Origin of the sequence: Nioella sp. MMSF_3534, assembly GCF_030732985.1 — a bacterium.
Classification (GTDB): domain Bacteria; phylum Pseudomonadota; class Alphaproteobacteria; order Rhodobacterales; family Rhodobacteraceae; genus Nioella.
Genome location: NZ_JASHJX010000006.1, coordinates 102,573 through 125,574 on the forward strand (window position 1 = coordinate 102,573; position 23,002 = coordinate 125,574).

General features: G+C 63.0%; 23 protein-coding genes. 11 read left to right on the forward strand and 12 right to left on the reverse strand.

Features of this window, described 5'->3' with window-relative positions:
• Positions 1–3 precede the first annotated feature (3 nt).
• From RBB16_RS04335 to RBB16_RS04355, 5 genes are all read left to right on the forward strand, one after another.
• Positions 4–1,923: a sensor histidine kinase gene (locus RBB16_RS04335; protein ID WP_306044985.1), complete on the forward strand. Its 1,920-nt coding sequence runs from the start codon at positions 4–6 to the stop codon at positions 1,921–1,923.
• Positions 1,920–2,246: a hypothetical protein gene (locus RBB16_RS04340; protein ID WP_306044986.1), complete on the forward strand. Its 327-nt coding sequence runs from the start codon at positions 1,920–1,922 to the stop codon at positions 2,244–2,246. The genes RBB16_RS04335 and RBB16_RS04340 overlap by 4 nt, the downstream gene beginning before the upstream one ends.
• A 93-nt stretch (positions 2,247–2,339) precedes the next feature.
• A complete protein-coding gene (locus tag RBB16_RS04345; protein ID WP_306044987.1) occupies positions 2,340–2,483 on the forward strand; it encodes a hypothetical protein in 144 nt (47 codons plus the stop codon).
• Positions 2,484–2,577: 94 nt separating this feature from the next.
• Positions 2,578–2,910 (forward strand): hypothetical protein, encoded by a 333-nt coding sequence (locus RBB16_RS04350; RefSeq protein WP_306044988.1) that lies wholly within the window; start codon positions 2,578–2,580, stop codon positions 2,908–2,910.
• A 162-nt stretch (positions 2,911–3,072) separates the two neighbouring features.
• A complete protein-coding gene (locus RBB16_RS04355) occupies positions 3,073–3,438 on the forward strand; it encodes a hypothetical protein (protein ID WP_306044989.1) in 366 nt (121 codons plus the stop codon).
• A gap of 7 nt (positions 3,439–3,445) precedes the next feature.
• Here the strand turns inward: RBB16_RS04355 and RBB16_RS04360 are convergent, their stop codons facing one another.
• Both RBB16_RS04360 and RBB16_RS04365 read right to left on the reverse strand, forming a co-directional pair.
• A complete protein-coding gene (locus RBB16_RS04360) occupies positions 3,446–4,465 on the reverse strand; it encodes an aromatic ring-hydroxylating dioxygenase subunit alpha (protein WP_306044990.1) in 1,020 nt (339 codons plus the stop codon).
• A gap of 93 nt (positions 4,466–4,558) precedes the next feature.
• Positions 4,559–5,497: a LysR substrate-binding domain-containing protein gene (locus tag RBB16_RS04365; protein ID WP_306044991.1), complete on the reverse strand. Its 939-nt coding sequence runs from the start codon at positions 5,495–5,497 to the stop codon at positions 4,559–4,561.
• A 120-nt stretch (positions 5,498–5,617) separates the two neighbouring features.
• On the opposite strand from RBB16_RS04365, the gene RBB16_RS04370 reads away from it, so the two are divergent.
• The 3 genes from RBB16_RS04370 to RBB16_RS04380 all read left to right on the forward strand — a co-directional run bounded on the left by RBB16_RS04370 (position 5,618) and on the right by RBB16_RS04380 (position 8,119).
• Positions 5,618–6,703 (forward strand): hypothetical protein, encoded by a 1,086-nt coding sequence (locus RBB16_RS04370; protein ID WP_306044992.1) that lies wholly within the window; start codon positions 5,618–5,620, stop codon positions 6,701–6,703.
• A gap of 166 nt (positions 6,704–6,869) precedes the next feature.
• A complete protein-coding gene (locus RBB16_RS04375; protein ID WP_306044993.1) occupies positions 6,870–7,808 on the forward strand; it encodes a fatty acid desaturase family protein in 939 nt (312 codons plus the stop codon).
• Positions 7,805–8,119 carry a non-heme iron oxygenase ferredoxin subunit gene (locus RBB16_RS04380; protein WP_306044994.1) on the forward strand — a complete coding sequence of 105 codons (315 nt, stop codon included), beginning with the start codon at positions 7,805–7,807 and terminating at the stop codon, positions 8,117–8,119. The genes RBB16_RS04375 and RBB16_RS04380 overlap by 4 nt, the downstream gene beginning before the upstream one ends.
• Here the strand turns inward: RBB16_RS04380 and RBB16_RS04385 are convergent.
• The 8 genes from RBB16_RS04385 to RBB16_RS04420 are packed head-to-tail and all read right to left on the reverse strand — an operon-like array spanning position 8,109 to position 16,461.
• A complete protein-coding gene (locus RBB16_RS04385; protein WP_306044995.1) occupies positions 8,109–8,606 on the reverse strand; it encodes a sarcosine oxidase subunit gamma in 498 nt (165 codons plus the stop codon). The genes RBB16_RS04380 and RBB16_RS04385 overlap by 11 nt on opposite strands.
• Before the next feature lie 3 nt (positions 8,607–8,609).
• Complete coding sequence (locus tag RBB16_RS04390; RefSeq protein WP_306044996.1) at positions 8,610–11,528, reverse strand: sarcosine oxidase subunit alpha family protein; 2,919 nt, start codon at positions 11,526–11,528, stop codon at positions 8,610–8,612.
• A complete protein-coding gene (locus RBB16_RS04395; protein ID WP_306044997.1) occupies positions 11,515–11,772 on the reverse strand; it encodes a sarcosine oxidase subunit delta in 258 nt (85 codons plus the stop codon). Before RBB16_RS04395 ends, RBB16_RS04390 begins: the two co-directional genes overlap by 14 nt.
• 9 nt (positions 11,773–11,781) lie before the next feature.
• Positions 11,782–13,032, reverse strand: coding sequence for an FAD-dependent oxidoreductase (locus RBB16_RS04400; RefSeq protein ID WP_306044998.1), 1,251 nt, complete (start codon positions 13,030–13,032; stop codon positions 11,782–11,784).
• Between the two features lie 11 nt (positions 13,033–13,043).
• The gene (locus RBB16_RS04405) at positions 13,044–13,931 is read right to left on the reverse strand and encodes an amino acid ABC transporter permease (protein ID WP_306044999.1); all 888 of its coding nucleotides are present in this window, start codon (positions 13,929–13,931) and stop codon (positions 13,044–13,046) included.
• A 59-nt stretch (positions 13,932–13,990) separates the two neighbouring features.
• Positions 13,991–14,824, reverse strand: a complete 834-nt coding sequence (locus RBB16_RS04410) for a transporter substrate-binding domain-containing protein (RefSeq protein WP_306045000.1) — start codon at positions 14,822–14,824, stop codon at positions 13,991–13,993.
• Positions 14,825–14,866: 42 nt separating this feature from the next.
• Positions 14,867–15,709, reverse strand: coding sequence for an amino acid ABC transporter permease (locus tag RBB16_RS04415; protein WP_306045002.1), 843 nt, complete (start codon positions 15,707–15,709; stop codon positions 14,867–14,869).
• A gap of 2 nt (positions 15,710–15,711) precedes the next feature.
• Positions 15,712–16,461 carry an amino acid ABC transporter ATP-binding protein gene (locus tag RBB16_RS04420; protein WP_306045003.1) on the reverse strand — a complete coding sequence of 250 codons (750 nt, stop codon included), beginning with the start codon at positions 16,459–16,461 and terminating at the stop codon, positions 15,712–15,714.
• A gap of 232 nt (positions 16,462–16,693) precedes the next feature.
• Between RBB16_RS04420 and RBB16_RS04425 the strand changes: the two genes are divergently transcribed.
• Genes RBB16_RS04425 through RBB16_RS04435 form a run of 3 tightly spaced genes read left to right on the forward strand, consistent with a single transcriptional unit; the run spans position 16,694 to position 19,278 of the window.
• On the forward strand, positions 16,694–17,272 hold the full coding sequence (locus tag RBB16_RS04425; protein WP_306045004.1) for a carboxymuconolactone decarboxylase family protein: 579 nt from the start codon (positions 16,694–16,696) through the stop codon (positions 17,270–17,272).
• 11 nt (positions 17,273–17,283) lie between these two features.
• Positions 17,284–17,874: a helix-turn-helix transcriptional regulator gene (locus RBB16_RS04430; RefSeq protein ID WP_071690461.1), complete on the forward strand. Its 591-nt coding sequence runs from the start codon at positions 17,284–17,286 to the stop codon at positions 17,872–17,874.
• Between the two features lie 9 nt (positions 17,875–17,883).
• Positions 17,884–19,278 carry an MATE family efflux transporter gene (locus RBB16_RS04435; RefSeq protein WP_306045005.1) on the forward strand — a complete coding sequence of 465 codons (1,395 nt, stop codon included), beginning with the start codon at positions 17,884–17,886 and terminating at the stop codon, positions 19,276–19,278.
• Positions 19,279–19,330: 52 nt separating this feature from the next.
• On the opposite strand, the gene iolD is transcribed toward RBB16_RS04435, so the two are convergent.
• Entirely contained in the window at positions 19,331–21,190 is a 1,860-nt protein-coding gene (gene iolD / locus RBB16_RS04440; protein ID WP_306045006.1) for a 3D-(3,5/4)-trihydroxycyclohexane-1,2-dione acylhydrolase (decyclizing), read from the reverse strand.
• Positions 21,191–21,810: 620 nt separating this feature from the next.
• Positions 21,811–22,923: an ATP-dependent endonuclease gene (locus RBB16_RS04445; protein WP_371931209.1), complete on the reverse strand. Its 1,113-nt coding sequence runs from the start codon at positions 22,921–22,923 to the stop codon at positions 21,811–21,813.
• Positions 22,924–23,002 lie beyond the last annotated feature (79 nt).

Below are 23,002 nucleotides of genomic sequence, written 5' to 3' on the forward strand. Positions count from 1 at the left end.
GTGATGGAGGTCGACCCGGCCTATTCCTCGCCCGATATCGCGCCCGCCATGCGTTTCGCCCGCGATGTGGGCCAGCCCATTGCCGATATCGTCAACGCCTATATGGACGGCGCCCTGAGCGGCGATTTCGACGCGGTGATCGCACCTGCCACCCCCTATCAGCCGATCTGGGCGCTGACCGAGCTGCTGAACATTGCCCCCGATGAGGGCCGCCCTCCTGACACGTGGATATTGGCCTCTGACACGCACGGGTTGGTGGCGCTTGATGTGTTCCTTGTGCGCGATGGCGGCCTGACCGAGCAACTGCTGGCCCACGACATCCGCGAGCCCTTCGACCCTTCCGATTTCAGCGCCACAAGGCTGAGCAGCGCGCCGGTGGAACTGACTGCCGGGGAACGGGCGCTGCTGATGGTGCGCATGACCTATGGCGCGACCGATCTGGTGGATCTGAGCCTTGAGACCCCCGCCGACCATCAGGCCCGCACCTTCACTGACGGCCTGACGCTGGCCGGGTTCTATGCCTTCCTCGGCTCCTGCATCCTGTTCTTCGCGGTCTTCAGCGCCACCATGCGCAGCGATGTGGGCGGGGCCTATGCGGGGCTTCTGGCCCTTGGGCTGATCTTCATCGCCTATATCGACATTCTGCTGTTCCGCTTTCTCTATCCCGCCCATCCCACCTGGCACCTGCCGGTTGGCCTGTCGCTGCTCTATGCGCTGTGTGCCGCCGGATTTGCCACCGCCGCCCTGTCCTTGGCGCGCTTCGCCCGGCGGCCGAAGCTGAAACAGGCCATGCGGGGGCTGACGTTTGTCTCGATCATCGGCATTGCCCTTGTCTTCATTCTTCCGCCAGAAATCATGGCCCCCGCCTCCTACATCCTGCTTGTGCTGATGCTTGGGAGCCACCTGTTGGCCGGCTTCCAGTGGGACATGGTGACCGGCGCCCGAAGGCCGGTGTTTCGCATCGTGGTGCTGGTCGCCTTCGTCGGGCTTGGCCTGCTGATCCTTCTGGCGCTGGCGCGGCTTGGTTCGGTCGAGATCCCGATGACCTGGGCGATCAAGGCGATCTACGCAATCATCGCGTTCGGCACCATGTCGGGGCTTTCAGTCGGGCTGATCGACATGCGGCGGGAACATGCGGCGGCGCTGGAACGAGAGATGGTGGCGCTTCAGAAAGAGGCGGAGACCACCCGCGAATTGCTGGAGGCCGAGCGCAACTACAGCCACGCCCGCGATCTGGCCGACCGGCGACGGCAGCAGCTTGCCACGATGTCCCACGATATCCGCCAGCCGCTCGCCTCGCTGCGCATGACGATGGAAACCATGACCCGCGACCAGTCACCCGAGATCCGGGAACGGCTGTCCGAGGCGTTCGACTACATGCAGGATCTGGCGCTTGGTCATCTGGAAGATACCCGCCCCGAGGAGGATCTGCCCGGCGAACCAACGCCAGAGGAGCCAGAGGACACACCCGAACCCTATGCCCTGTCGCTGATCCTGAACACGGTCGCCCAGATGTTCCGCGAGGAGGCCGTTTCCAAGGGTCTGCGCCTGCGGATCGTGCCGTCCTCTCTGACCACCACCGTGCCGCCGCTGATCCTGATGCGGATCGTATCGAACCTCGTGTCGAACGCGGTCAAATACACCACCGAGGGAACCGTTCTGGCCGGGGCGCGCCGCAAGGTGGACGGGGCCAGCATCGAGATTCTCGATACAGGTGTTGGCATGACGGCAGACGAACTGGAAAGCTTCCGGCAGGCCTGGTCATCGGGCAAGGACAGCAGCGGCCACGGGCTTGGCCTGTCGATCTGCCACGAACTGGCCGCGCAGCACGGGCTGGCGCTGACGGTGGCCTCCACCCCCGGACAGGGCACCGTTTTTTCTCTCCGCATCCCGGCAGACAGCGTGATAAAGGGGACGTCATGATACGCGTGCTGGTCCTTGTTGTTTCTCTCGTGCTGCCCCTGACCGCCCTTGCCCAGACCGAGGTGGAGGGCGTCGGCCCCGTGACCGAGGGCGAGGTCGATGCCTTTGTAATCGCCGATGAGAACGGCGACGGGATGCTCAGCTTTCCCGAGTTCCGCGAATTCGTGCGCCAGATGGCCCGCACTGGCCAGCCCACGGCGCGGCTGATCCGCAATTTCGCCGCCTATCGCATTGCTTTTCGCCGTGTGGACGCGAACGAGGACGGGTTCGCCAGCCCCTCCGAGCTGCGCAGCGCCGACGACGATTTCCGCGAAAACGGCTAGCCCCGTCTGATTGAGGTATTGGCCCCATGCCCCGGCAGGTATGGGCACCGTATCCCTGATCCCGGCTTCATCATGAAACAGGGACAGCACCTCATGAACAGCGCATCCTCTCTGACCGCTCTCACCGCCGCCCTTGTCATTGCCGTGCTGCTGCCCGTTGCCGCCGCGGTGACGCTGGCCGTCAGCATGCCAGCCTCTGCGCTGACCTTCGAGAACATCGACGCGCGGTCCAGATAGGCCGGGGAACAATTGGGGGATCGCCCTCATCCAGGGTGACCGAAGTCCCGGCTATCTTCTTCCCAGACACCGTCCTACCCGAAAGGCCCACCCCATGACCAATTTCATTCTTGCCGCCCTGCTGGCGCTTTCTGCCGCCCCCGCCCTTGCCCAATCCGCAAGCGGACCGAACGACTACGTCGCCAATCCCGGCATCCCGAATGCCGATACCGGGCCGCGCTATTGCCCGGAACTGGCGCATACCGAACACCCGTTCCGCATTCGATGCCCCTCCTGGCCCGACATCAGCACCGTTGCCATTGGCGCCCCCATCGGGATCAGCGTCGGACAAGGCATCGTCGGCGACAACCGTGGCGTTCTAGTGGAAGAGGGAACGAGCGTCGGCAGCTCTTACAGCATTCTCGAAGAGGAGGACGATCAAAACTGACCACCACCCCCGTGCGCAATCGCGTCATGCAGCCCCGTCAGCCCTGCGCTGGCGGGGTTTTCCTTGCGCTCCACAGCCCCGTTTGGGGGATCGACCCTATCCGCAGCCGGGCATCCGCCCCCTAGGCTGGCCACATACCCCAAACCGAGAAAGGCCCTGCAAATGCCCAGTCCTACCCGCCGCCAGTTGCTGCTCGCGCCTTTCCTGTTGGGGGTGTTTCCCGCAAAGGCCGACCTCTTCCCAACCCATCCCGCAACGCGAACCATCGCGGCACAGGCCGGCATCACCGGGGGAACCTATCTGGGTCAATGGGCCGACGGACAGGAACTGCGTCAGATCCTGCGTGTGATCGGCCCGGACTTGATCACGCTGCAACGGCAGGGCTATTCCTCCCCGCCCGTCCCCTACCACCGCATTGCGTTGGACCGGTTCCAAAGCGGTAATGGCAACAGTCTGACGGTGATCAGCGCCACACGCCTGCGCTGGACGAATGCCAACGGCACCGGCGTGATCTACGATCTGGAGTGACCGGCCATCAGGTTTCCGCCTTTATCGCCCGGTCCAGCATTAGCCGAAACGCCTTGGCCCCGGCATCGAGCCCGAGGTCGATATGGGGTGTCACCGGATTCTTCATGCCCTTGTGAACCTCTTCCAGAACCTCCTTGTCCTCGAGGAAGGCCATCCTGGCACCGTCATTCATGTAGTCCGAGATCGCCTGATCCTCCGCATGATCATTGCGGTGCTGGAACCAGAAATAGCGGGTCCGGTCCTCATCAATCGGGGTCATGAAGTTGTAGGAGATGTTGACGAAGGTCTGCTCCACCTGCGGCTTGCCGTAACCCCCTGTGCCGACGGGCGTGTAGATCGATTTATTCACCCCGATGGCGGGCATGCACATTTCGTAATGCTGGAGCCGGTCGCAATCGCCCTCGAAGCGGACCAGCTTTGCATAATAGGGCGACGGCGGCTTGTTCTCGATCCAGCGGGATACGACGACGCCGTTGTCGTGGCGGTCGATATTGAGCGGCTCGTCATCCGTACCCGCCCCCGCGAAGGAGCTGAGATGCACCCAGGCCACGTGGCTGGGATCGAGCAGGTTGTCGCAGACCCACAGGTAATGGCAGTCGATATCCATGACCCCGCCATCGGTCTTGCCCCAGTTGGGATCGTCGAAATTGGGGATCGGGAAAATGGTATCGGGATCGGCCAGGCCTGGGTCGCCCATCCAGATCCAGAGGAAGCGGTAGCGGTCCACCACCGGGTAGGATTTCACCACCGCCCGGCGCGGGGTCATGCCGCGCTGCGTGGGGCTGTCGGTGCATGTGCCGGTGCAATCGAAGGTCAGCCCATGATAGCCGCATTCCACCGTATCGCCGATCAGGTTGCCCTTGGACAGCGGCAGTTTACGATGCGGGCAGGCGTTTTCCAGCGCCACCGGCGTGCCGTCTTCCTTGCGGTAGAACACGATACGCTCGCCCAGAAAGGTCTCCGCCTTCAGCTCGCGGCCTACATCCTTGCTCCAGGCGGCAACATACCAGCAGTTTCTCAGATACATGGGTGGCGTCCTTTCTTCGGGTGGCTCCGCCCCATCCTGCCGCAAGGCGCAGGGTTGCGCCATGGGGCAGAGGTAATGCACCCATTAGGCAGGCTAATTCATTGGCAAAACAGCGTCCGGCAGGTCCGGTTCCGAGGCGACCTCGGACCTGATCCATGACAGGAAGCTTTGCACCTTGGCGCTGTCCATCCGGTCATGGCGCAGGACCAGCCAATAGGAGAGCGGCGACTGCGCAATCTCGGGGAATGGCCGCACCAGCCGCCCGTCGCACAGCGCGTCGATCACCAGCGGCTTACGCCCGAGCGCCACACCGATCCCCTGAATCGCCGCCTGCACCACGAGGTTCGATTGCCCGAAGCGTCGGGACTTGGCCGGTTTCGGCAGGGTCAGGCCGCAATTCCGCGCCCAGAAGTCCCACGTAGGGGCAGCATTGCCGAAGCTTTCGTTTTCGTCATGCAGCAGGGTGTGATGGGCCAGATCCTGCAATCGGTGCAGGCCGGGCGGGCCATCAAGCAATGCGGGGGCGCAGACGGGTGTCAGGCATTCATGCATCAGGTGATCCACGTGGAAACCGGGGTAGTCACCAAGACCGTACCGAATGCCGATATCGGCATCGGCGGCGGAAAACGGGTGCTGGCCGGTATCCGTCGCAATGGACACGGCCAGATGCGGATGCGTGGTGTCGAAATTGAGCAGGCGGGGGAACAGCCATGTAAAGGCAAAGCCCGGCAAACAACTGATGACAATGGTGTTTTCCGATCGCGTCCGGTCTCGTAGCTGTGCGCAGACGTCCGAGATTCGCCCCAGCCCGTCCGAGATTGCACGGGCCAGCTGATCGCCTTCGCGCGTCGGTTCCGATTTGCGGGCACCACGGATCAACAGCTCATGCCCCAGCCATTCCTCCAGGGTCTTCACATGCTGGCTGACGGCGCTCTGGCTGACGCCCAGTTCCTGCGCGGCGGCTGAGAAGCCCGACAGGCGCACCACCGCCTCGAAAGCACGCAGGGCAGAGAAGGGAAGGTTGATGATCATATAAGTCAGTCTAATGGCACCCATTACGGGAATCAAATAGCTGAATGCAACCAGCGTGATTTAGAGTGACTTCACGATCCGTCAACATTTTTGGTGTAGATCAGGAAAGGAGCCCACCAGATGCCGACCCCGTCCCCGGAAAAAGGTGCGCTCAACCTGCTGCGCAATTGCGCCCATGCGGCGGCGGGTGACAGGCTGCTCATCGCCTATGAGCCACCTGAATATGGCTATTTCGATGCCGATGCCGTCAGTATCGTTTCCCGAGCTGCCGAACGCCTCGGGCTTCGGGTCGATGCGGTCGACGTGGGGTTCAACCCCGACAACCCGCACCTGCCGCCGGAATTGCTGGCCCGGTTCGAAGCGGCCGATATCATCGTCTTCCTTGCACGGCTCGGCGATCAACTGCGCTTTTCCGACATGCCGCAGGGCAAGACCATCATCGTCAGCTTCGCGCTCTCGCGCGATCTGTTCGGGTCGGGCTTTGCCAATGGCCATCACGCGGCGTTTCTGGAATTAAAAGCCGCCGTGAACGAGACGCTGGACCGGGCGGAACATGTGCGGATCACCTGTCCGCTCGGAACCGAGATCACCGGCCGGCCCGAAATGAACCTGACGCCAGAGGGCGACACGACGATCCTGCGCTTTCCGATGTCGGTCTTTACCCCGGTGCCCGCCAATAGCTTCTCGGGCCGCGCGGCGATGAGTTTTCTGACCGGCACCGGTTCGAAGTATTACGACGACTATTCGCCCGAATTCAGCGCACCGGTTTTTGCCCTGATGGAGAACGGTCGCCTGACCGGGTTCGAGGGCGAACCGGCGGATGTCGCCCGCGCCAATGCGCAATACGACCGGGTGTCGTCGATGTTCGGGATCGACCGCGATTTCGTCCATTCCTGGCATGCGGGCATTCATCCCGGCTGCGGCTATCCCTGGGACATGCGCCAGAACTACGAACGGTGGGGCGGCGCGGCCTTCGGCAACCCGCGCATCCTGCATTTCCACACCTGTGGCACCTATGCGCCGGGCGAGATCAGCTGGAACATCTTCGACCCCACGATCGAGGTCGATGGCGTGACCCTGTGGGAAGAGGGCGTCTTCCGCGCCGAGCGTCTGCCCGAGGGGCCCGCGATCCTTGCCCGCTATCCCTGCGCTGCGGCGCTCTTCGCCGCGCCAGACCGGGATATCGGCCTGCGCGCCACCGGGTAGCGGCAGGGGGCTTGCCAGAATCGCGGGCGGCCCCATAATCAATAGGTAATGGGGCCGGTGTGAGGCGGCCCCATGGTGCGGAGCACTCCCGTCTCCGGTGCCGGTCCTGTCCGAGATGGCGCCCCTTGCGGCCCCCGGCACCGGCAGAACTCATGGACCACCAACAATGACACACGGCATCGTCACGCCCCTGACCCAGGCGCTTGCAGAGGGCAAGCTGACCCGGGACGAGCTCAAATCCTTCATGCAACGATCCGACGGCCCGGCGCTGCGGCGGCTGGCGCTTTGGGTGCTGGTGCTGGCCGGCACCACCACGCTGATCGCGCTGGCCTGGGACAGCTGGCTGATCTGGCCCGCCATGTTCCTGCAAGGGATCGTGCTGGTGCACCACTTTTCGCTCCAGCATGAATGCGTGCATTACACCGTGTTCCGGACGCGCAAGCTCAACGATATCGTGGGCCAGATCTGCGGGTTGATCATCCTGCTTCCGCACCGCTTCTTCCGGTATGAGCATTGCGACCACCACACCTATACGCAGCTGACCGGGCAGGACCCCGAACAGATCCCGATGCCGAAGACCTACGGGGAATACTTGCGGTATCTCTCCGCCATTCCCTACTGGCGGGCCAAGTTCACCGAGGTTTTCCGCCATGCCAGCGGGCGGCTTTCCGATGTCGAAAAGCGCTTCATCCCTAAGGAGGAACATGCCGCCGTCTATTGGGACGCGCGGATGATGCTGGGGGTCTATGCGGTGATCTTCGCCGCCATGGCACTGACTGGCTGGTGGGGGCTGGTCTGGTATTGGATCATTCCCCTGTTCCTCGGCGAACCGGTGATGCGCTTCATCCGGATGACCGAACATGTGGGCCGCCCCACCGTGGCGCAGATGAGCGACAACACCCGCACCAACCTCGTCTCCGCCCCCTGGCGCTTCCTGTGCTGGAACATGAACTACCACGCCGAACATCACTACGTGGCCTCGGTGCCCTATCACGCCCTGCCGCGCCTGCACGCGAAGCTGCGCGACCATATCCATGTTGAGCCGCGCGGCTATCTCGGGGCGCATCTCGACATCCTGCGCCAGATCCGCGAGGCCCGGGGATGAGCGGCAAGGACTGGCGCGACGTGATCGCGGTGGCGGATCTGGAGAAGAACTGGGTCACGCGGGTGGAGGTTGGGCGGCGGCTGATTGCCGTCTATGACACACCGAGCGGGGTTTATGCCTCGCTCGCGCTCTGCAATCACGGCGGGGCGGACCTGTGCGACGGGTATTTCGACGGCCATGTCATCGAATGCCCGCTGCACCAGGGCGCCTTCGACGTGCGCGACGGGCGGCCCGTGGCGGCACCTGCGACGCGGCCCATGCGGGTGCTGGAGGCGCGGGTTCAGGACGGTATGGTGCAGGTCAGGATATGACGCGGGTCAGATAATCCGCCACCATCGGGCCGAAGCTTTGCTCGACGGCCAGATCGAATCCGTCCGCGCAGCGGGTGACGAGCGCCTTGAGGCCGAAGGCTTCGGTGAAGCCGGCACCGTCCGGGCCAAAACGGCTAGTGTGCAGGTCCATCGGGCAGGCCACGGCCATGACCTCCGCCGCGTCCGGCCCGGTGATGCGGAACCACGCGAGCGTGTCCGAGACGCGGACGAGGGAGATCTCTGGCGGGGCCTCGGCGGGGCGAAGGGCGGCGTCGAGCGTGCCCTCTCGGGTCAGATCGGCGCGCAGGAGCCAGTGATCGGGGCCAATGAACATCAGCGTCGCCCCCCCGGCTTCGGTTTTCGTGTTGGGCTGGTCGGGGAAGGGCGGCAGCGCGTCGCCCGCCCAGGCCGCAAGCGCCTCCCGCGGGCCCTTGAGATCATGAAGCGCCTGCGTCTCCAACCTTTCAAATGTCACGTCATAGGGCATCGCTCAGGACCTCAGCTTGTCGCCATCGGGGTCGTAATGGCAGGGCGCCGTCACCCGCACCGGGATGACCTCGCCGCCCTTCAGCCGCACATGCGCGGTTTCGCCGTGGCGCGCGTGGCCGCCTTCCAGCAGCGCAAGCCCGACCCACCTCTCATGCACCACGCTCCAGACGCAGGCGGTGACAAACCCTTCGGTCTTTTCCCTGCGTCCGCCCGGCGTCAGCGGCGCACCTTCGGGGATCTGGCGATCGGGCTCGGGGATCACACCCACCAGTTCGCGCCTTGGCGCGGCCCCCTCGCGCCGGATCTGGACCGCGCGTTTGCCGAGGTAGTCGGACTTCTTCTTCGACATCGCCCATCCCATTCCAAGGTCATAGGCGTCAACGGTTCCGTCGACCTCGTGCCCGAGCGACAGGAAGCCCTTTTCGACCCGCAGGACATGGCTCGCCTCGGACCCCACGGGCAGGATGCCGAAGGGGGCGCCTGCCTCCATCACCTTGGCCCATAGCGCGCGCATATGACGGGGGGCGACATTGACCTCAAAGGACAGTTCCCCGGTGAAACTGACGCGCACCACGCGGGCGGGCAGGCCTGCAACGGTGCCGTCGCGGACGGTCATGAAGGGGAAGGCCTCGGGCGAAAGGTCGATATCGGTGCCGAGCGCCGCCATCACCTCCCGCGCTTTCGGGCCGCAGATCGTGGCGTTGTTCCACTGGCTGGTGACGGTGGTGATGAAGACGTTCCACTCGGGGAAACGGGTTTGTAGCATCTCCTCCATATGGCCGTTGATCGCGTCGGCATGGCCGGTGGAGGTGGAGACGATCCAGCGATGGTCATCGAGCCGGAAGCACACGCCGTCATCCATGATCAGCCCGTCATCGGACAGCATCAGCCCGTAGCGCCCGTTGCCCGGTTTCAGCGAAGACATGACGTTGCTGTAGAGATAATCGAGGAAGCGGCCCACGTCGCGGCCCTTCAACTCGAACGTGCCAAGCGGCGAGCCGTCATAGACGCCCACACCAAAGCGCACCGCCCGGCATTCGCGATTGGTGGCCTCCTGCAAGCCTTCGCCCGCGCGCGGGAAGTAACCGGGCCTGCGCCAGCGCGCGCCCGCCTCATACATGAAGGCGCCCTGGGCGAGGTTCCATTCGGTGATCGGCGTGTGCCGGTAGGGCAGCGCGACGGTTTCTTCGCGCAGGCCCCCGATGGCCCCGAAGGAGACGGGCGTATAGGGCGCGCGGAAGGTGGTGGTGCCGACCTGATCCATGGCCAGCCCCTGCGCCAGTGCCACGGTGCCGATGATGTTGATATTGCCGGTCTTTCCCTGATCGAAGCCCATGCCGCCGGTGGTGTAGCGCTTGACGTGCTCGACGTTGGAATAGCCCTCGCGCAGGGCAAGGTGGATGTCGTCCACGGTCACGTCGTTCTGCAGGTCGAGGAAGGCCTTTCCCTTCGCGGTTTCGACGCGCCAGAGCGGCTCCATCGCGTAGGGCAGGTCGGGGGCGTCGGGGATGTCCGGAGGCGTGGTTCCGGCGATCTGCGCGGCGGCTTCCGCGCCGGAGCGCAGCGCGTCTTGCAGGGTGAGCGCGCCATTGGCCGCTCCTGCGGCGCTGATGGGCTGCGCGGGCGTGTCGGGCAGGAAGGTTGCAAGCGGATCGTCATAGCGCAGCGTGCTGCGGGACTGGGACCAGAGGTGCACCGTGGGGTTCCAGCCACCCGACATGGCCAGCAGATCGCAGGAGAGGATCCGCGCCGAGCCGCCGGTTTTCGCGGCGACGGCCACGCTGCGGATCTGCCGTGTGCCCTGAGCCTCGGTCACGCATTTTCCGGCCATGATCTCGATGCCGGGCACGATTGCCCGCGCCTCGTCGGGCACCGCATCACGGCTGTCGGCGATGGCCCTGACCTCGACCCCCGCCGCCGCCAGATCGGCGGCCACCGCATAGGCGGAATTGTTGTTGGTAAAGATCACCGCCCGCTTGCCGGGGGCGACGCCATAGCGGTTGACGTAGGCCTGCACGGCAGAGGCAAGCATCACGCCGGGCCGATCGTTATTGCCGAAGACGAGGCCGCGTTCGATGGCCCCCGTTGCGGTGATCACATGGCCCGCGCGCACCCGCCATGTGCGTTCCAGAAGGCTGGGGTTCGCCGGGGCACGTTCCGTCACCATTAGGTAGTTGTGCTCGCGATAGCCCCAGACGGTCGCATTTTGCAGATGGGTCACGTTGGGCATTGCGTTGAGTTCGGCAAACGTCGCGTCCACCCACTCCATTGCATCTGTGCCACCGATGGTCAGCCTTCGCGACAAAAGCGACCCGCCCGCCTCGCACCCCTCATCCGCGATCATCACCCGCAACCCGGCGCGTGCGACGGTCAGCGCGGCCATCAGCCCCGCCGGGCCTGCCCCCGCGATCAGCACATCGCAATGGCCGTAGCGGGTTTCGTAGTGGCCCTTTGATGGCGGTTCCGAGGGCGCGGCGGCCAGCCCCGCGGCCTTACGGATCGGGCGTTCGTAGAGGTGCCAGTTCGGCCATTTGAACGTCTTGTAATAAAAGCCCGCCGGGATGAAGCGGCTGGCCAGCTGGTTCACCGCGCCGATGTCGAAAGCCAGAGAGGGCCAGCAGTTTACCGCCTTCGCCGCCAGCCCCTCGGTCAACGGCACGGTGGTGGCGGGGCGGTTGCCCGACGCGTCATCGCCCATCAGTTCCACGAGCGTCGCGGGTTCCTCCACGCCCGCGCCGACGATGCCGCGCGGGCGGTGGTATTTGAAGCTGCGCGCGGTGAGCCGCACGCCGTTCGCCAGCAAAGCCGAGGCCAGCGTGTCGCCCTGAAACCCGGTGTAAGCCTTGCCGTTGAAGGTGAAGTGGAGCGGCTTTGACCGGTCGATCCGGCCGCCCGCTGCCAGCCGGTTACCTGCCGCCATCCGGGGCCTCCACGATGTCATGGGTGCGCGTGTCACGCCAGATGGTCAGCCATGTCCCGCAGCCGCGCACGTGCCACCATTGTTCCTGAACGGGGCCGAGCGGGTTGGGCACCTGCGTCAGCCACGCGGTCCAGTCTTCGTCACTGACCGCCGACGGATCAGGACGCGGGGGCTTCACCGGCCCGCCGAAGGAGAACTCGCTTTCATTGCGCGGCCCGCAGAAGGGGCAAGGGATCTGCATCATTTGCCTGTCCTACCTCGCCGTCGTTGTGCCGGTTTCCATCACGTAATCGAGATGGCGGAAGCGGTTGATCCCGAAGGGCTCCATCAGCGGATGCGGCCGCCCGGTCGCCACCAGATGCGCCAGCGTCAGCCCCCCCGCCGGGATCGCCTTGTAGCCGCCCCACCAGCCGGCGGTGATGAAAAGCCCCGGCACATCGGTTTCATCCTGAATGGGCGAGGCGTCATGCGCGATATCCAGATGCCCGCCCCATTGGCGCAGGAATTTGAGCTTCTTGAAGGAGGGGAAGAGCGAGAGCATCGCGGACACCGTATCCTCGAACACCGTCTGCTTGATGTCGCGGCGGAAGCTCTGGCCCGGATCGGGCGCGCCGCCGATGACGAGCGAGCCCTTGTCGGACTGGCTGAGGTAGAAGCCCGCATCGGGGCAGTTCACAATGACATCGACAAGCGGCTTCACCGGCTCCGACACGAAGGCCGTCAGGTTCATGGTGCGCAGGGGCAGTTTCAGCCCCACGGTTTCCGTCAGCGTCGTGGTGTGGCCCGACACGGCCACCGCCACTTTCGGCGCGCGGATCACGCCGCGCGGGGTTTCCACGCCCTCGATGCGCCCATCCGCGCCGCGCAGAAGCTGCGTCACCGGCGTCTGCTGGTGGATCTCGCCGCCCATGGCGTCAATGGCGCGGGCATAGCCCCAGGCCACGGCGTCATGGCGGTTGATCGCGGCATCAGTGTGGACGTAACCGCCGACCACAGGTAGCCGCGCATCGGGGCCACCCCCTGTCAGCGCGGGGATGCGGCGGCGGACCTCGGCCTCGCTGATCTGCTCGTAGGTCGAGCCGTAGATATCCATGATATGCTGCCGACGCCTGCGGTCACGCATCATCGGGTAGTTCTGGATGACGTCGATCATGCTGCGCTTGGAGTGCATCATGTTGAAATTGAGCTCGCGCGTCATCGCCTCGTAAAGCGCGACCGATTTCACGTAGAAGGGGATCGACGCGTCGCGCATGTAGTTCGAGCGGATGGTGATCGTGTTGCGCGCGATATTGCCGCCGCCTAGCCAGCCGCGTTCCAGCACCGCGACATTGGTCAGCCCGTGTTCCTTCGCAAGGTAGTAGGCGGTGGCGAGCCCATGCCCGCCCGCGCCGATGACGATCACGTCATAGCGATCCTTCAGCGGCGGGCTGCGCCAGGCCGGGGCCCAGGTGGTGTGCCGGTTGATCCCATGGCGCAACAGCGAAAAGGCGGAATAGCGTTGCATCACCCTGGCCCCTAGCGGTCGTTTCTTGAACTTCGCCGTTCCAGCCGGCCAAAAAGGCGCGACAGCGAGAAGCAGACGACGAAGTAGAAGGCGGCGGTGGTGATCCAGGCCTCGAAGATCATGCGCGAGGAGGCGACAAGCTCCACCGTTTTGTAGGTCAGCTCCTGCACGGAGATCAGCGAGATGATGGAGCTGTCCTTGATCAGCGTGATGAACTGGTTGGCCAGCGGTGGCACCACCTTTTTCAGCGCTTGCGGCAGCACGATATAGCGCAGTTCCTGCCAGCGGCTCATCCCGATGGAGCGCGCGGCCTCGCGCTGGCCCTTGGGGATCGACTGGATGCCCGCGCGGATGATCTCGCCCACGAAGGCGCTTTCGAACAGCGCCAGCACGATCACGCCGGAAATCAGCGACGGGAAGCGGCGCATTTCGCCGAAGAAGAATTCCCACACGCCATTGTTTTCCTGCCGCGCGATGCCGCGCGCCCATCTTTCGAGGTTCAGGGCGTCAATCAGCTGCTGTGAGAGGAAGAAGAAGAAGATGAAGACCACGACAACGGGCGGGATGTTGCGCAGAAATTCCAGGTAAGTGCGCGCCAGCATCCGCACCGTCAGGTTGGATGAACAGCGCGCGATGCCCAGGATCGTGCCTAGGATCAGCGCCAGAATGGACGCGTAGATCGAAATGCGGATCGTCGCGGCAAGCCCCTGCAGAAGGATATTGGCAAAATACTCTTCACGGGTGGTGTGCCAACCGACGATGTAATTCGGGATCAGGTGCCAGCGCCAGGAATAGTTCAGCGTGCCCTCGATGGTGAACCAGATATAGCTGAAGAACGCCATCAGGACGGCCAGGATCGCCCAATCGGGCCATCTGAATTTTCGAAAGAACCTGATCACGGAGCGGGCCTGCCTGACGAGGGGGAAGGGGCGGCAAAACCGCCCCCTCGCGTTTGGGTTTACTGTGCGACCTGATCGGCCCACTCTTCCGTCGCGAACCAGTAGTCGTGACGCTCTTCCAGCCAGCCGGACCGCCACTGTTGCGCGATCCAGTTGTTGAAGTAGTTCAGCGCATCCGGGTCGCCGCGACGCACGGCGAAGCCTTCGCCACGCGGATCGAAAAGACTGTCGAAGGGCACGTAAAGCACATCGGGATGACGCCCGGCCTCACGGTTCGGGGTCGGCTGCGAGGCCATGGTTGCGTGCGCGTTGCCGTTCAGAACTTCCTGCGCGGCGGCACCGTCCTCATCGAACAGCAGCAGTTGCGCTTCGGGGAAGCGGTCGGCGATCACCACCGCGGGGGTGGCACCGCGGCGGGCCGCGAAGATCACGTCGGGGGAGTTCATGTCCTCCATCGACATGCCCGCCGTCATCTCGCGGTTGGCAAGGATGGCAAGGCCCGAATAGGCATAAGGCTGGGTGAAGTTCACCGTCAGGTTCCGCTGTGCAGTCACCGACATGCCCGAGATGATCACGTCGAAATTGCCCGCCAGCAGGGCCGGAATGATGCCATCCCACGCGGTCGGCACGAATTCCACCTCGACGCCCATATCCTCGGCCAGTTGGCGGCCCACGTCGAGTTCGAAGCCGATGAGGTCGCCGTTCACATCGCGCATGGACCACGGCACGAAGAGCGACAGGCCGATGCGGATCACGCCCTCTTCCTGGATCTGGGTGATGACGCTTTCCGAGGTCAGCGCCTGCGACGCGCTTTGCGCCGCGGCGGGAAGGGCAACGCCCGCCGCCATGGCCGCGCCGAGGGCGGCCCCGAACAGTCTGCGTGTAATCGTCATGTCTTGTCTCCTTGTTGGATCATTAGGGACTTGGTGCTCTTGTTATTGGTCGACGGCGTATCTGCGTTCGAGATACGAGACGCCGACAGACAGGATCAGCGTGACCACCATGTAGACGGCGGCCACCGTGAACCAGATTTCGAAGCTCATGAATGTGTCGGAAATGATGTTGCGCCCGATGGTGGTCAGCTCCGCCACGGCGATGACGCTGACGATGGCAGAGCTCTTGATCAGATGCACCGCCTCGCCGGTCATCGGCGGCAGCATGAAGCGCACGGATTGGGGCAGGATGATATAGCGATAGGTCTGGCCGGTGCTCATCCCGATGGATTTCGCGGCCTCCCACTGGCCCTTGGGAACGGCGTTGATGCCCGCGCGGAAGATCTCGGAAATCAGGGCGGAATGGAACACGGCCAGCGTCAGGATCGAGGCCCAGTAGCGGTCGAACCCGAAGATGGGGCCAAGGACGTAGTAGAACAGGTAAAGCAGCACCAGCAGCGGGATGTTGCGGATCAGTTCGAGAAACCCGATCGACACGGCCGTGCCCATGACCAGCCCCGACAGCCGCAGAAGCGCGACCAGCAGGCCAAGGACGGTGGCAAGCGCAAAGGCGGTGGCGGATAGCTGGATAGTGGCGAACAGACCATAGACGATCTCGCCCAGTTCGAACCCGTCCTCGGTGAAACTGTACAGAAACTGCGGCACCCGGTGCCATTGCCAGTTGTAGCCCATGTTTTGCGCGCCGGTGAACGACCCGTAGATGATCAGCGCCATCACGGCGACATAGATCGCGATGGAGACTGCAGTGGACCCCAGGAACCGCTGAAAAGCCGGGCGTTGCGGCAGCGGCTGGCCCTTGAGGCCGGACAGGTCCGGGGCGCTCATCCCTAGTGCTCCAGGATCTGGTCGAGGAACAGGCGGCAGCGCTCGGACGAAGGGTTGGTGAAGAACGTGTCGGGGGGCGAGACCTCTACGATTTCGCCGGCTTCCATGAACACCATCGTGTCGGCCACCTTGCGGGCGAAGCCCATCTCGTGCGTGACGACGACCATGGTCATGCCGGACTGCGCCAGTTCGACCATGACGTCCAGCACCTCGTTGATCATCTCGGGGTCGAGCGCCGATGTGGGTTCATCAAACAGCATGATCCGCGTTTCCATGCAAAGCGAGCGGGCGATTGCCACGCGCTGTTGCTGGCCGCCGGAAAGCTGCGCGGGATACTTGTCAGCCTGCTCGGGGATGTGCACGCGGTCGAGATACTTGCGCGCGGTGGCCTCGGCCTGTGCACGGCCCTGCCTGCGCACCTTCATCGGGCCGATCATCAGGTTTTCCAGAACTGTCAGGTGCGGAAACAGGTTGAACTGCTGAAAGACCATCCCGACTTCCTGCCGCAGCCTGCGCATGTCCTTGGATTGTTCGTGCACCTCGACACCGTCGATGACCAATCGGCCGGAATTGTGCCATTCCAGCCCGTTGAAACAGCGGATGAGGGTGGACTTGCCGGACCCGGACGGGCCGCAGATCACCATCTTCTCGCCCTGGTGGACTGTCAGGTTGACGTCCTTCAGCGCATGGAAATCGCCATAGAACTTGTCGAGATTCGCGACCTCGATGATTGGGGCGGACGCACCCGTCATGACAGGAAGGCCAAATCGGCGCCACCGACGGGCCACACGGCACCGCCCGGCCTGGCCGCCCCCGATCCTGTGCAGTTCCACCGCATAAGCACTTCCCCAGCCCCTGAATCTGTTGCGCGTCGCTGAATAAGGTTGCGCGAGGCGCAATAATTCGTCAATAAAAAATGTAGCACGAATGTCGATTGCAATCGACGCGCACAGTTTTTGAGCACTGAAACCTGAAGGAGCGACCATGTCCGCCTGGATCAGAATGCTTTCGGACGACGAGGCCGACGCGCCCCTGAAAAAGGCCCTCGACTTCGCCCGGACGCCGCATGGCACCGTCGATAACGTGATGCGCGTGCATTCCCTGCGCCCCAGCACCATGAACGGCCATGTGGTTCTGTATCGCGCCTGCCTGCATGATGACGGCAACACCGTGCCGATGTGGTTTCAGGAGGTCATCAGCTCGTATGTTTCGACGCTCAACGATTGCCCCTATTCCTACGCCAATCACTGGACGAACGCCCGCCACCTGATCGGCGACGACGCCCGCGCGGACATCGTCGAAAACGCCTTGCAGGCGCGGCGCCCGGAAGATGCGTTCGACGGGGCGGAACTGGCCGCATTGCGCTACGCCGCGAAGCTGACGCTGCATCCCGGCAAGATCGAAAAGGCGGATGTGGACGCGCTGCGCGCCGCCGGATGGGATGACGGCGAGATCCTGGAGATCAACCAGATCGTTGGATATTTCAACTACGCCAACAGGTTGCTCAACGGGCTTGGGGTCACGACCGACGGCGACGTCGTGGGCTACTACAAGAAGGACTAGGGGCGCGGCGCATGCAGACAGAGGACCCACCCGGCAAGCTGATCGACAGAGCCATCGGTGCCTCGTTGAAAGAACTGCGCCGCCAGAGGGGTCATTCCGCACGGTCCCTTGCCGATCTATCGGGCGTCTCCGCCGCCATGATCAGCCGTATCGAAAACGGCCTCGTCTCGCCCTCGATCGGCACCCTCGCCGCCTTGGCCGAAGCGCTGGAAGTGCCGATTATCTCGCTGTTCCGAGAAGCCCAGACCGACCATACGGATTTCACGCTGGTGCGTCACGGCGAGGGCCTGAAATCGACCCGCATCACCGATGACCACCAGCACGAATATATCAACCTCGCCATCCATGCCCGCAAGGATCTGCGGTTTCAGGCAAGACGGGTGACCTTGCTGCGCGAGGGCGGCCCGCCCCCCACCTATGTCGGTCATGGCGTTGTCTTCGTTCAGGTGCTGGAAGGTGAAGCGGTCTACCGCTACGGGCAGCAGCACCTGACCCTGCGCGCAGGGGACAGCATCAGCGTGGACGCAGAGCTTAACCACGGCTTTGTCGAAGTCCTGACCCCAGAGTTCACCTTCCTGACCGTTCAGGCCGAAAGACCGTGAGGCTCTGACATGGCACGCCCCATCGACAACGATCTGACCGAAGGGGCCATATCCAGCCACTTCCGCACGCTTGCCATTCCCGGCGCTTTGGGGATGCTGTTCAATACGCTCTACAACATCGTCGACATGTATTTCGCCGGGCTGCTCGGGACCAGCGCACAGGCGGGCATCGCGCTTGGCTTTCAGGCGTTTCACATCGCCATGTCGTTCGGAGTCGGCCTTGGGGCAGCCATGGGTGCACTGGTTGGCAACGCGCTTGGGGCGCGCAACCGGCGTCAGGCCCGGCGCACCATCGCGCAAGGCATCGTCTACGCGGTGACAGCGGCCATAGCACTCGGCCTTGCGGGGCTGTGGTATGGCCCGCTGATCATCCGGCTGGTGTCGGAGGCCGGAGCCTATCAGGACGCGGGCATTCGCTATTTCCAGATCCTCTCGCTGGCCCTGCCCGGCTTTCTGGTTGCCTTCGGCTGCAACGGTGTCTTGCAGGCGCATGGCGACGGTCGGTCGATGCAACGGGCGCTGATGGTAGCCTTCGTCGCCAATATCGGCCTGAACCCACTGTTCATCTATGGCATTCCCGGCCTCTGGTCCGGCATCGGCTTCGACGGGCTGGCGGTTTCAACCGTGGTCAGCCAGACCGGGGTGATGCTCTACATGCTGCGGCAGGTCTTTCGCCTGCGCACCATGGCGCGGCTGAGGGCACGCAACTTTCGCCCGCGCGCCGACCGCTTCCGCGAGATCTCGCTCCAGACGCTGCCAACGGCCACCTCGATGCTGATGATGTTCCTGTCCGGCTTCGTCGTGCAATACGCGCTGAAAGGGTTTGGCGAACATGCCGTGGCGGGCTTCGGGCTCGGGATCAGGCTGGAACAGATCCTGCTGCTGCCGGTCTTCGGCGTGACCGGTGCGCTTCTGCCGATTGCCTCGCAGAATTTCGGCGCCGGGGATTACGAGCGTGTCAGGGAAGCGCTGCGCTTTTGCTGGAAGGTCGGCTTCATCATGACTGCCACGGCCGCACCCATCCTGTGGATTTTCGGCAGCGCCATCCTGTCGGTCTTCACCGATGACCCCGAGGTGATCCGGGTCGGCACCATCTATCTGCGCATCGACGGGGTGATCCTGCCCGTCTACATGATGCTGTTCTCCATCAACGGGCTGCTTCAGGCACTCAAGCGCCCCATGGCGACAGTCTGGATCAGCCTCTACCGTCAGGGGTTCGGCATCGCCTTTTTCATATGGCTTTTCGTCGGCGTCTGGGGCTTTGACGAATACGGCGTCTGGTTCGGCGTGGCCTGTGCGGTGATTTCGGGACTTGGCCTGTCGCTATGGATCGCAACCCGCGTGGCCGCGCAGGAAATGGGCGGGCTGTGGCGCGGTCCCGCGAAGCGGGAGCCGGTGACGTAAACGCCACCGCCCCGCTTCCTCCGCCTGTCTGGCCCCGAGGTGACGCAGCCCCTCAGACCCCCGGCCGCTGCTTCTTGCGGAACTCTTCCTGACCGCTGCGCGCGGCGCGCACGCCCTCACGCCCGGACACCTCTGGCACGCCCACATACCAATCGGCCCCGCCCGGTGTCCACGCATGGGCATCCGAAGCGATGGTCAGAACCGTGGTCCGGTCGGTTCCCTGCGCCCAGTCCATTGCGGCCTCCAGATCGGCGAGGCTGTCGCAATGGCGCGCATAGGCCCCCATGGATTCGGCATGCTTGGCAAAGTCGACATGGAGCGGATCGTCCCTGTTCAGCACCCGCGAATCCTTGAGAAGGTTGTTGAACCCCGCCCCGCCCATGCCGGTTTGCAGCCGGTTGATCACGCCGAAACCACCATTGTCGCAGACCACGACGATCATCTTGTGTCCCGACAGGACCGATGAATAGATATCGGAATTCATCATCATGTAGGACCCGTCGCCGACCATGACGATCGGGGTGCCATCGCCGCCCTTGGCCATCGCATGACCCCAGGCCCCGGCGATCTCGTACCCCATGCAGGAAAAGCCGAACTCGCAATCAAACGTGTTGGGGCTTTTCACCCGCCAGTTCTTGACCGTCTCGCCCGGCAGGCCACCCGCTGCCGTCACCATCGTATCCTCGGGTCTGGCCATCTTGTTCACAACCGCGATGACCTGCGCGTAGCTGGGGGGCGTGCTGTTGGTCGGAGCCTGACCCTCGTCCAGCATCCGGTTCCAATCGGCATAGAGCCGCTGCGCATCCGCCATTCGGGCCGGATCGCAGACCCAATCCCCAAGTGCACCATCCAGATCGGCCAGCGCTTCCAGAGCATCGCCCACAACCGGCAGCGACCGGTGCTTCAGCGCATCGAAACGCGCCGCGTTGATGTTGATGAACCGGGTATCGTCGCCGAAGGTGGTCCAGGATCCGGTGGTGAAATCCTGCAATCGCGTACCGACCGCGATCACCACATCGGCGTTTTCAGCAAGCGCCTTTGCCGCGTCCGTGCCTTCAATCCCCAACGGGCCGACATATGCGGGATGATCGTGCACCACCGCCCCCTTGCCCGCGATGGTTTCCGCCATCGGAATGCCGCGTGCCGTTGCGAACTCCGCCAGCGCTGCGCCTGCACCGGAATAGCGCACCCCGCCCCCCGAGATGATCAGCGGTGCCTTTGCGGTGCGCAACAGCTCCGCCGCTGCCGCGACCTGATCGCGCGACGGGCGCGGGCGCGGGATCGTCCACAGCCGCTCCTCGAAGAATGCCACCGGGTAGTCATAGGCCAGTTCCTGCGTATCCTGCGGCAGGCCAAGGAAGGCCGGGCCGCAATCCGCCGGGTCCAGCATGGTGGCAATGGCCTGCGGCAGCGACGACAGGATCTGCGCGGGATGGGTGATCCGGTCCCAATACCGACTGACCGGCTTGAAGCCATCGTTCACGGTCGTCGTGGGATTTCCGAAATGCTCCACCTGCTGCAACACCGGATCCGGCAGCCGGTTGGTGTAGGTATCGCCAGCCAGCAACAGCAATGGCAGGCGGTTGGCATGGGCCACACCTGCGGCGGTGATCATGTTGGTGGCACCAGGCCCTACCGAGGAGGTTGCAACCATGATCTGCCGCCGCAGCCTGGCCTTGCCGTAACCGATCGCGGCCAGCGCCATGGATTGCTCGTTCTGGCCACGCCAGGTGGGCAGCCGGTCCTGCACCGTCTCCAGCGCCTCTGCCAGACAGGTCACATTGCCATGGCCGAAAATGCCGAACACCCCGGCAAAGAGCGGCACGCGCTCGCCCTCGATTTCCGTGAACTGGTTGCAAAGATAGCGGACCAGGGCCTGCGCCATGGTCAGACGAACCGTTTCGTGGGGCATGCCGCTTCCTCCTGCGATGCTTTTCGACAGTTTATGAAGTGTGTATTGCAATTGCAATAGCTGCGCAATATTCATTGCAGATAATCTGCGCCCCGATGAACAGCCCACAGGAGATACGATCTTCCCGCTGTTCTTTCAGTCCGTCGGCAAGGACTTGGTTCAAGGCCTTTGCTTGGTCAGGTCGAGCCCTTCTTTTCTCTGCACTCGGTGTTGTGGGACAGAGAGTTCTTCAGGAAATCGGAAGAGGCGTGAAGATCTCGGAAGGTCGTGGATGAACCTTGAAAATAAGGGGATAGATACCGCCCAGCGCTACCCACCAGCCGCCAATCATCTGACTTTGCATATGGCACATTATCGGCCAAATGCGTTGCAGAGCTACCCGAATTGCGTCCTGAAGCCCTGCCCTGCCCCATCGTGATCTAACCCCTATAAAATACTGGGATAAACAGACTTCGGGAAGCCTCAGAGGTAGCGGTTTTCTGGGCACAGAGCACTTCGGAAGTGGGACATTGGCATCCCAGAATGGATTGAAGTGTCCCAGATAGAGATTACGGAAATGAAATCAATAGGGTAGATGAAGCATTAACGACGTGAAAGGCTACGCAAACTGGGACGTAATTTCAGGAAGGATCTTCCATGCCGTTTGCCCGTTGGAGCATGGCGACAAGCTCCTCAACTCTCTCCTTGAGATCCAATATCGAGAGGTCAGCACTCTCTGAACAAATGATCTCGGCGGCACCGACCTTGTTCCCCATTTTGTAGGTCTTGTTCCGTCCAGGCTTCTCCGGGTCGTCCCGATAGAAGTAAAAAGCATGATCGAAGCTACCGGTTTTGCCGGCGCTTTTGTAGAGCTGAGGGTGCAGGCCCTGCAGTGCTGACTGAAGCTTCGTGCCGTCAACGTAGTTCTCGATTTCCCTCCCCTCAGTGATCCAAACCAGTCCCTTATGTCCGTCAAACTCATCCACGAGGCGCTGCGCATGGGGTTTCAGGCTGCCACCCTCGTGCTCAATGTCACTGTCGATCACGATTGCCATGTTGCGGTTCATATCCCGCAGCCTGATGAAACGCTCCAGCGCCTCGTCAGAGGCTGACAGGTGACTGATCAGCCCTCCCCCGTAAAACATGATTGTGTAATGGATCCCTTCCTTCAGGTTCGGATCAACTGCAGAGATCCAGTGCTTCAGGTAAATCCGATCCGATGGGCCCTCTACCCATATGACAGCATTCGATTGCAGGATATCCGAGGCCTGGCATCCGAGTTCGTCCAGGATCTCCCTCTGGTCTTCTTTGGTAAGGGCGGGCCGGACATAGGTCTGGCTGCCGTCATTGGTTACGCGGAACACAGAAGAGCCAGGAGTATCGATGAGCACAGAGGAGTGTGTTGCGATGAAGTACTGGCTGCTGGTGTTCTCATTCAGATAGTTCACCAACTTGCGCTGCAGGAGTGGATGCAAGTGCACCTCTGGTTCTTCAATGCATATGATGGATTCATCATAGATCGTGCAGAAGGCTGCGATCAGAATGACCTCGTGAATGCCTGTGCCAAGAGATGAGAGTGGAAGGACCTTGTTGTCCATGTGAACGAGAAGATACTCTCGCTCACTTGGCACCTCTAGAAGCGCCTCCGGCTTCCCGGTCACGTCTCTTACAAACTCATTAATTCGTTGAAACTTTTTCTTGTCCTCCAGTTTTCCGAATGATGGATTTTGAAGCGCCGCGAGGTGATCAATGATCCTGACCTGCTCCCCTGAAAAGTCCCCGGTTTGAGGTTAGCCTGTTCTCCAACTGAGGAGACAGACGATGAAGAGAAGC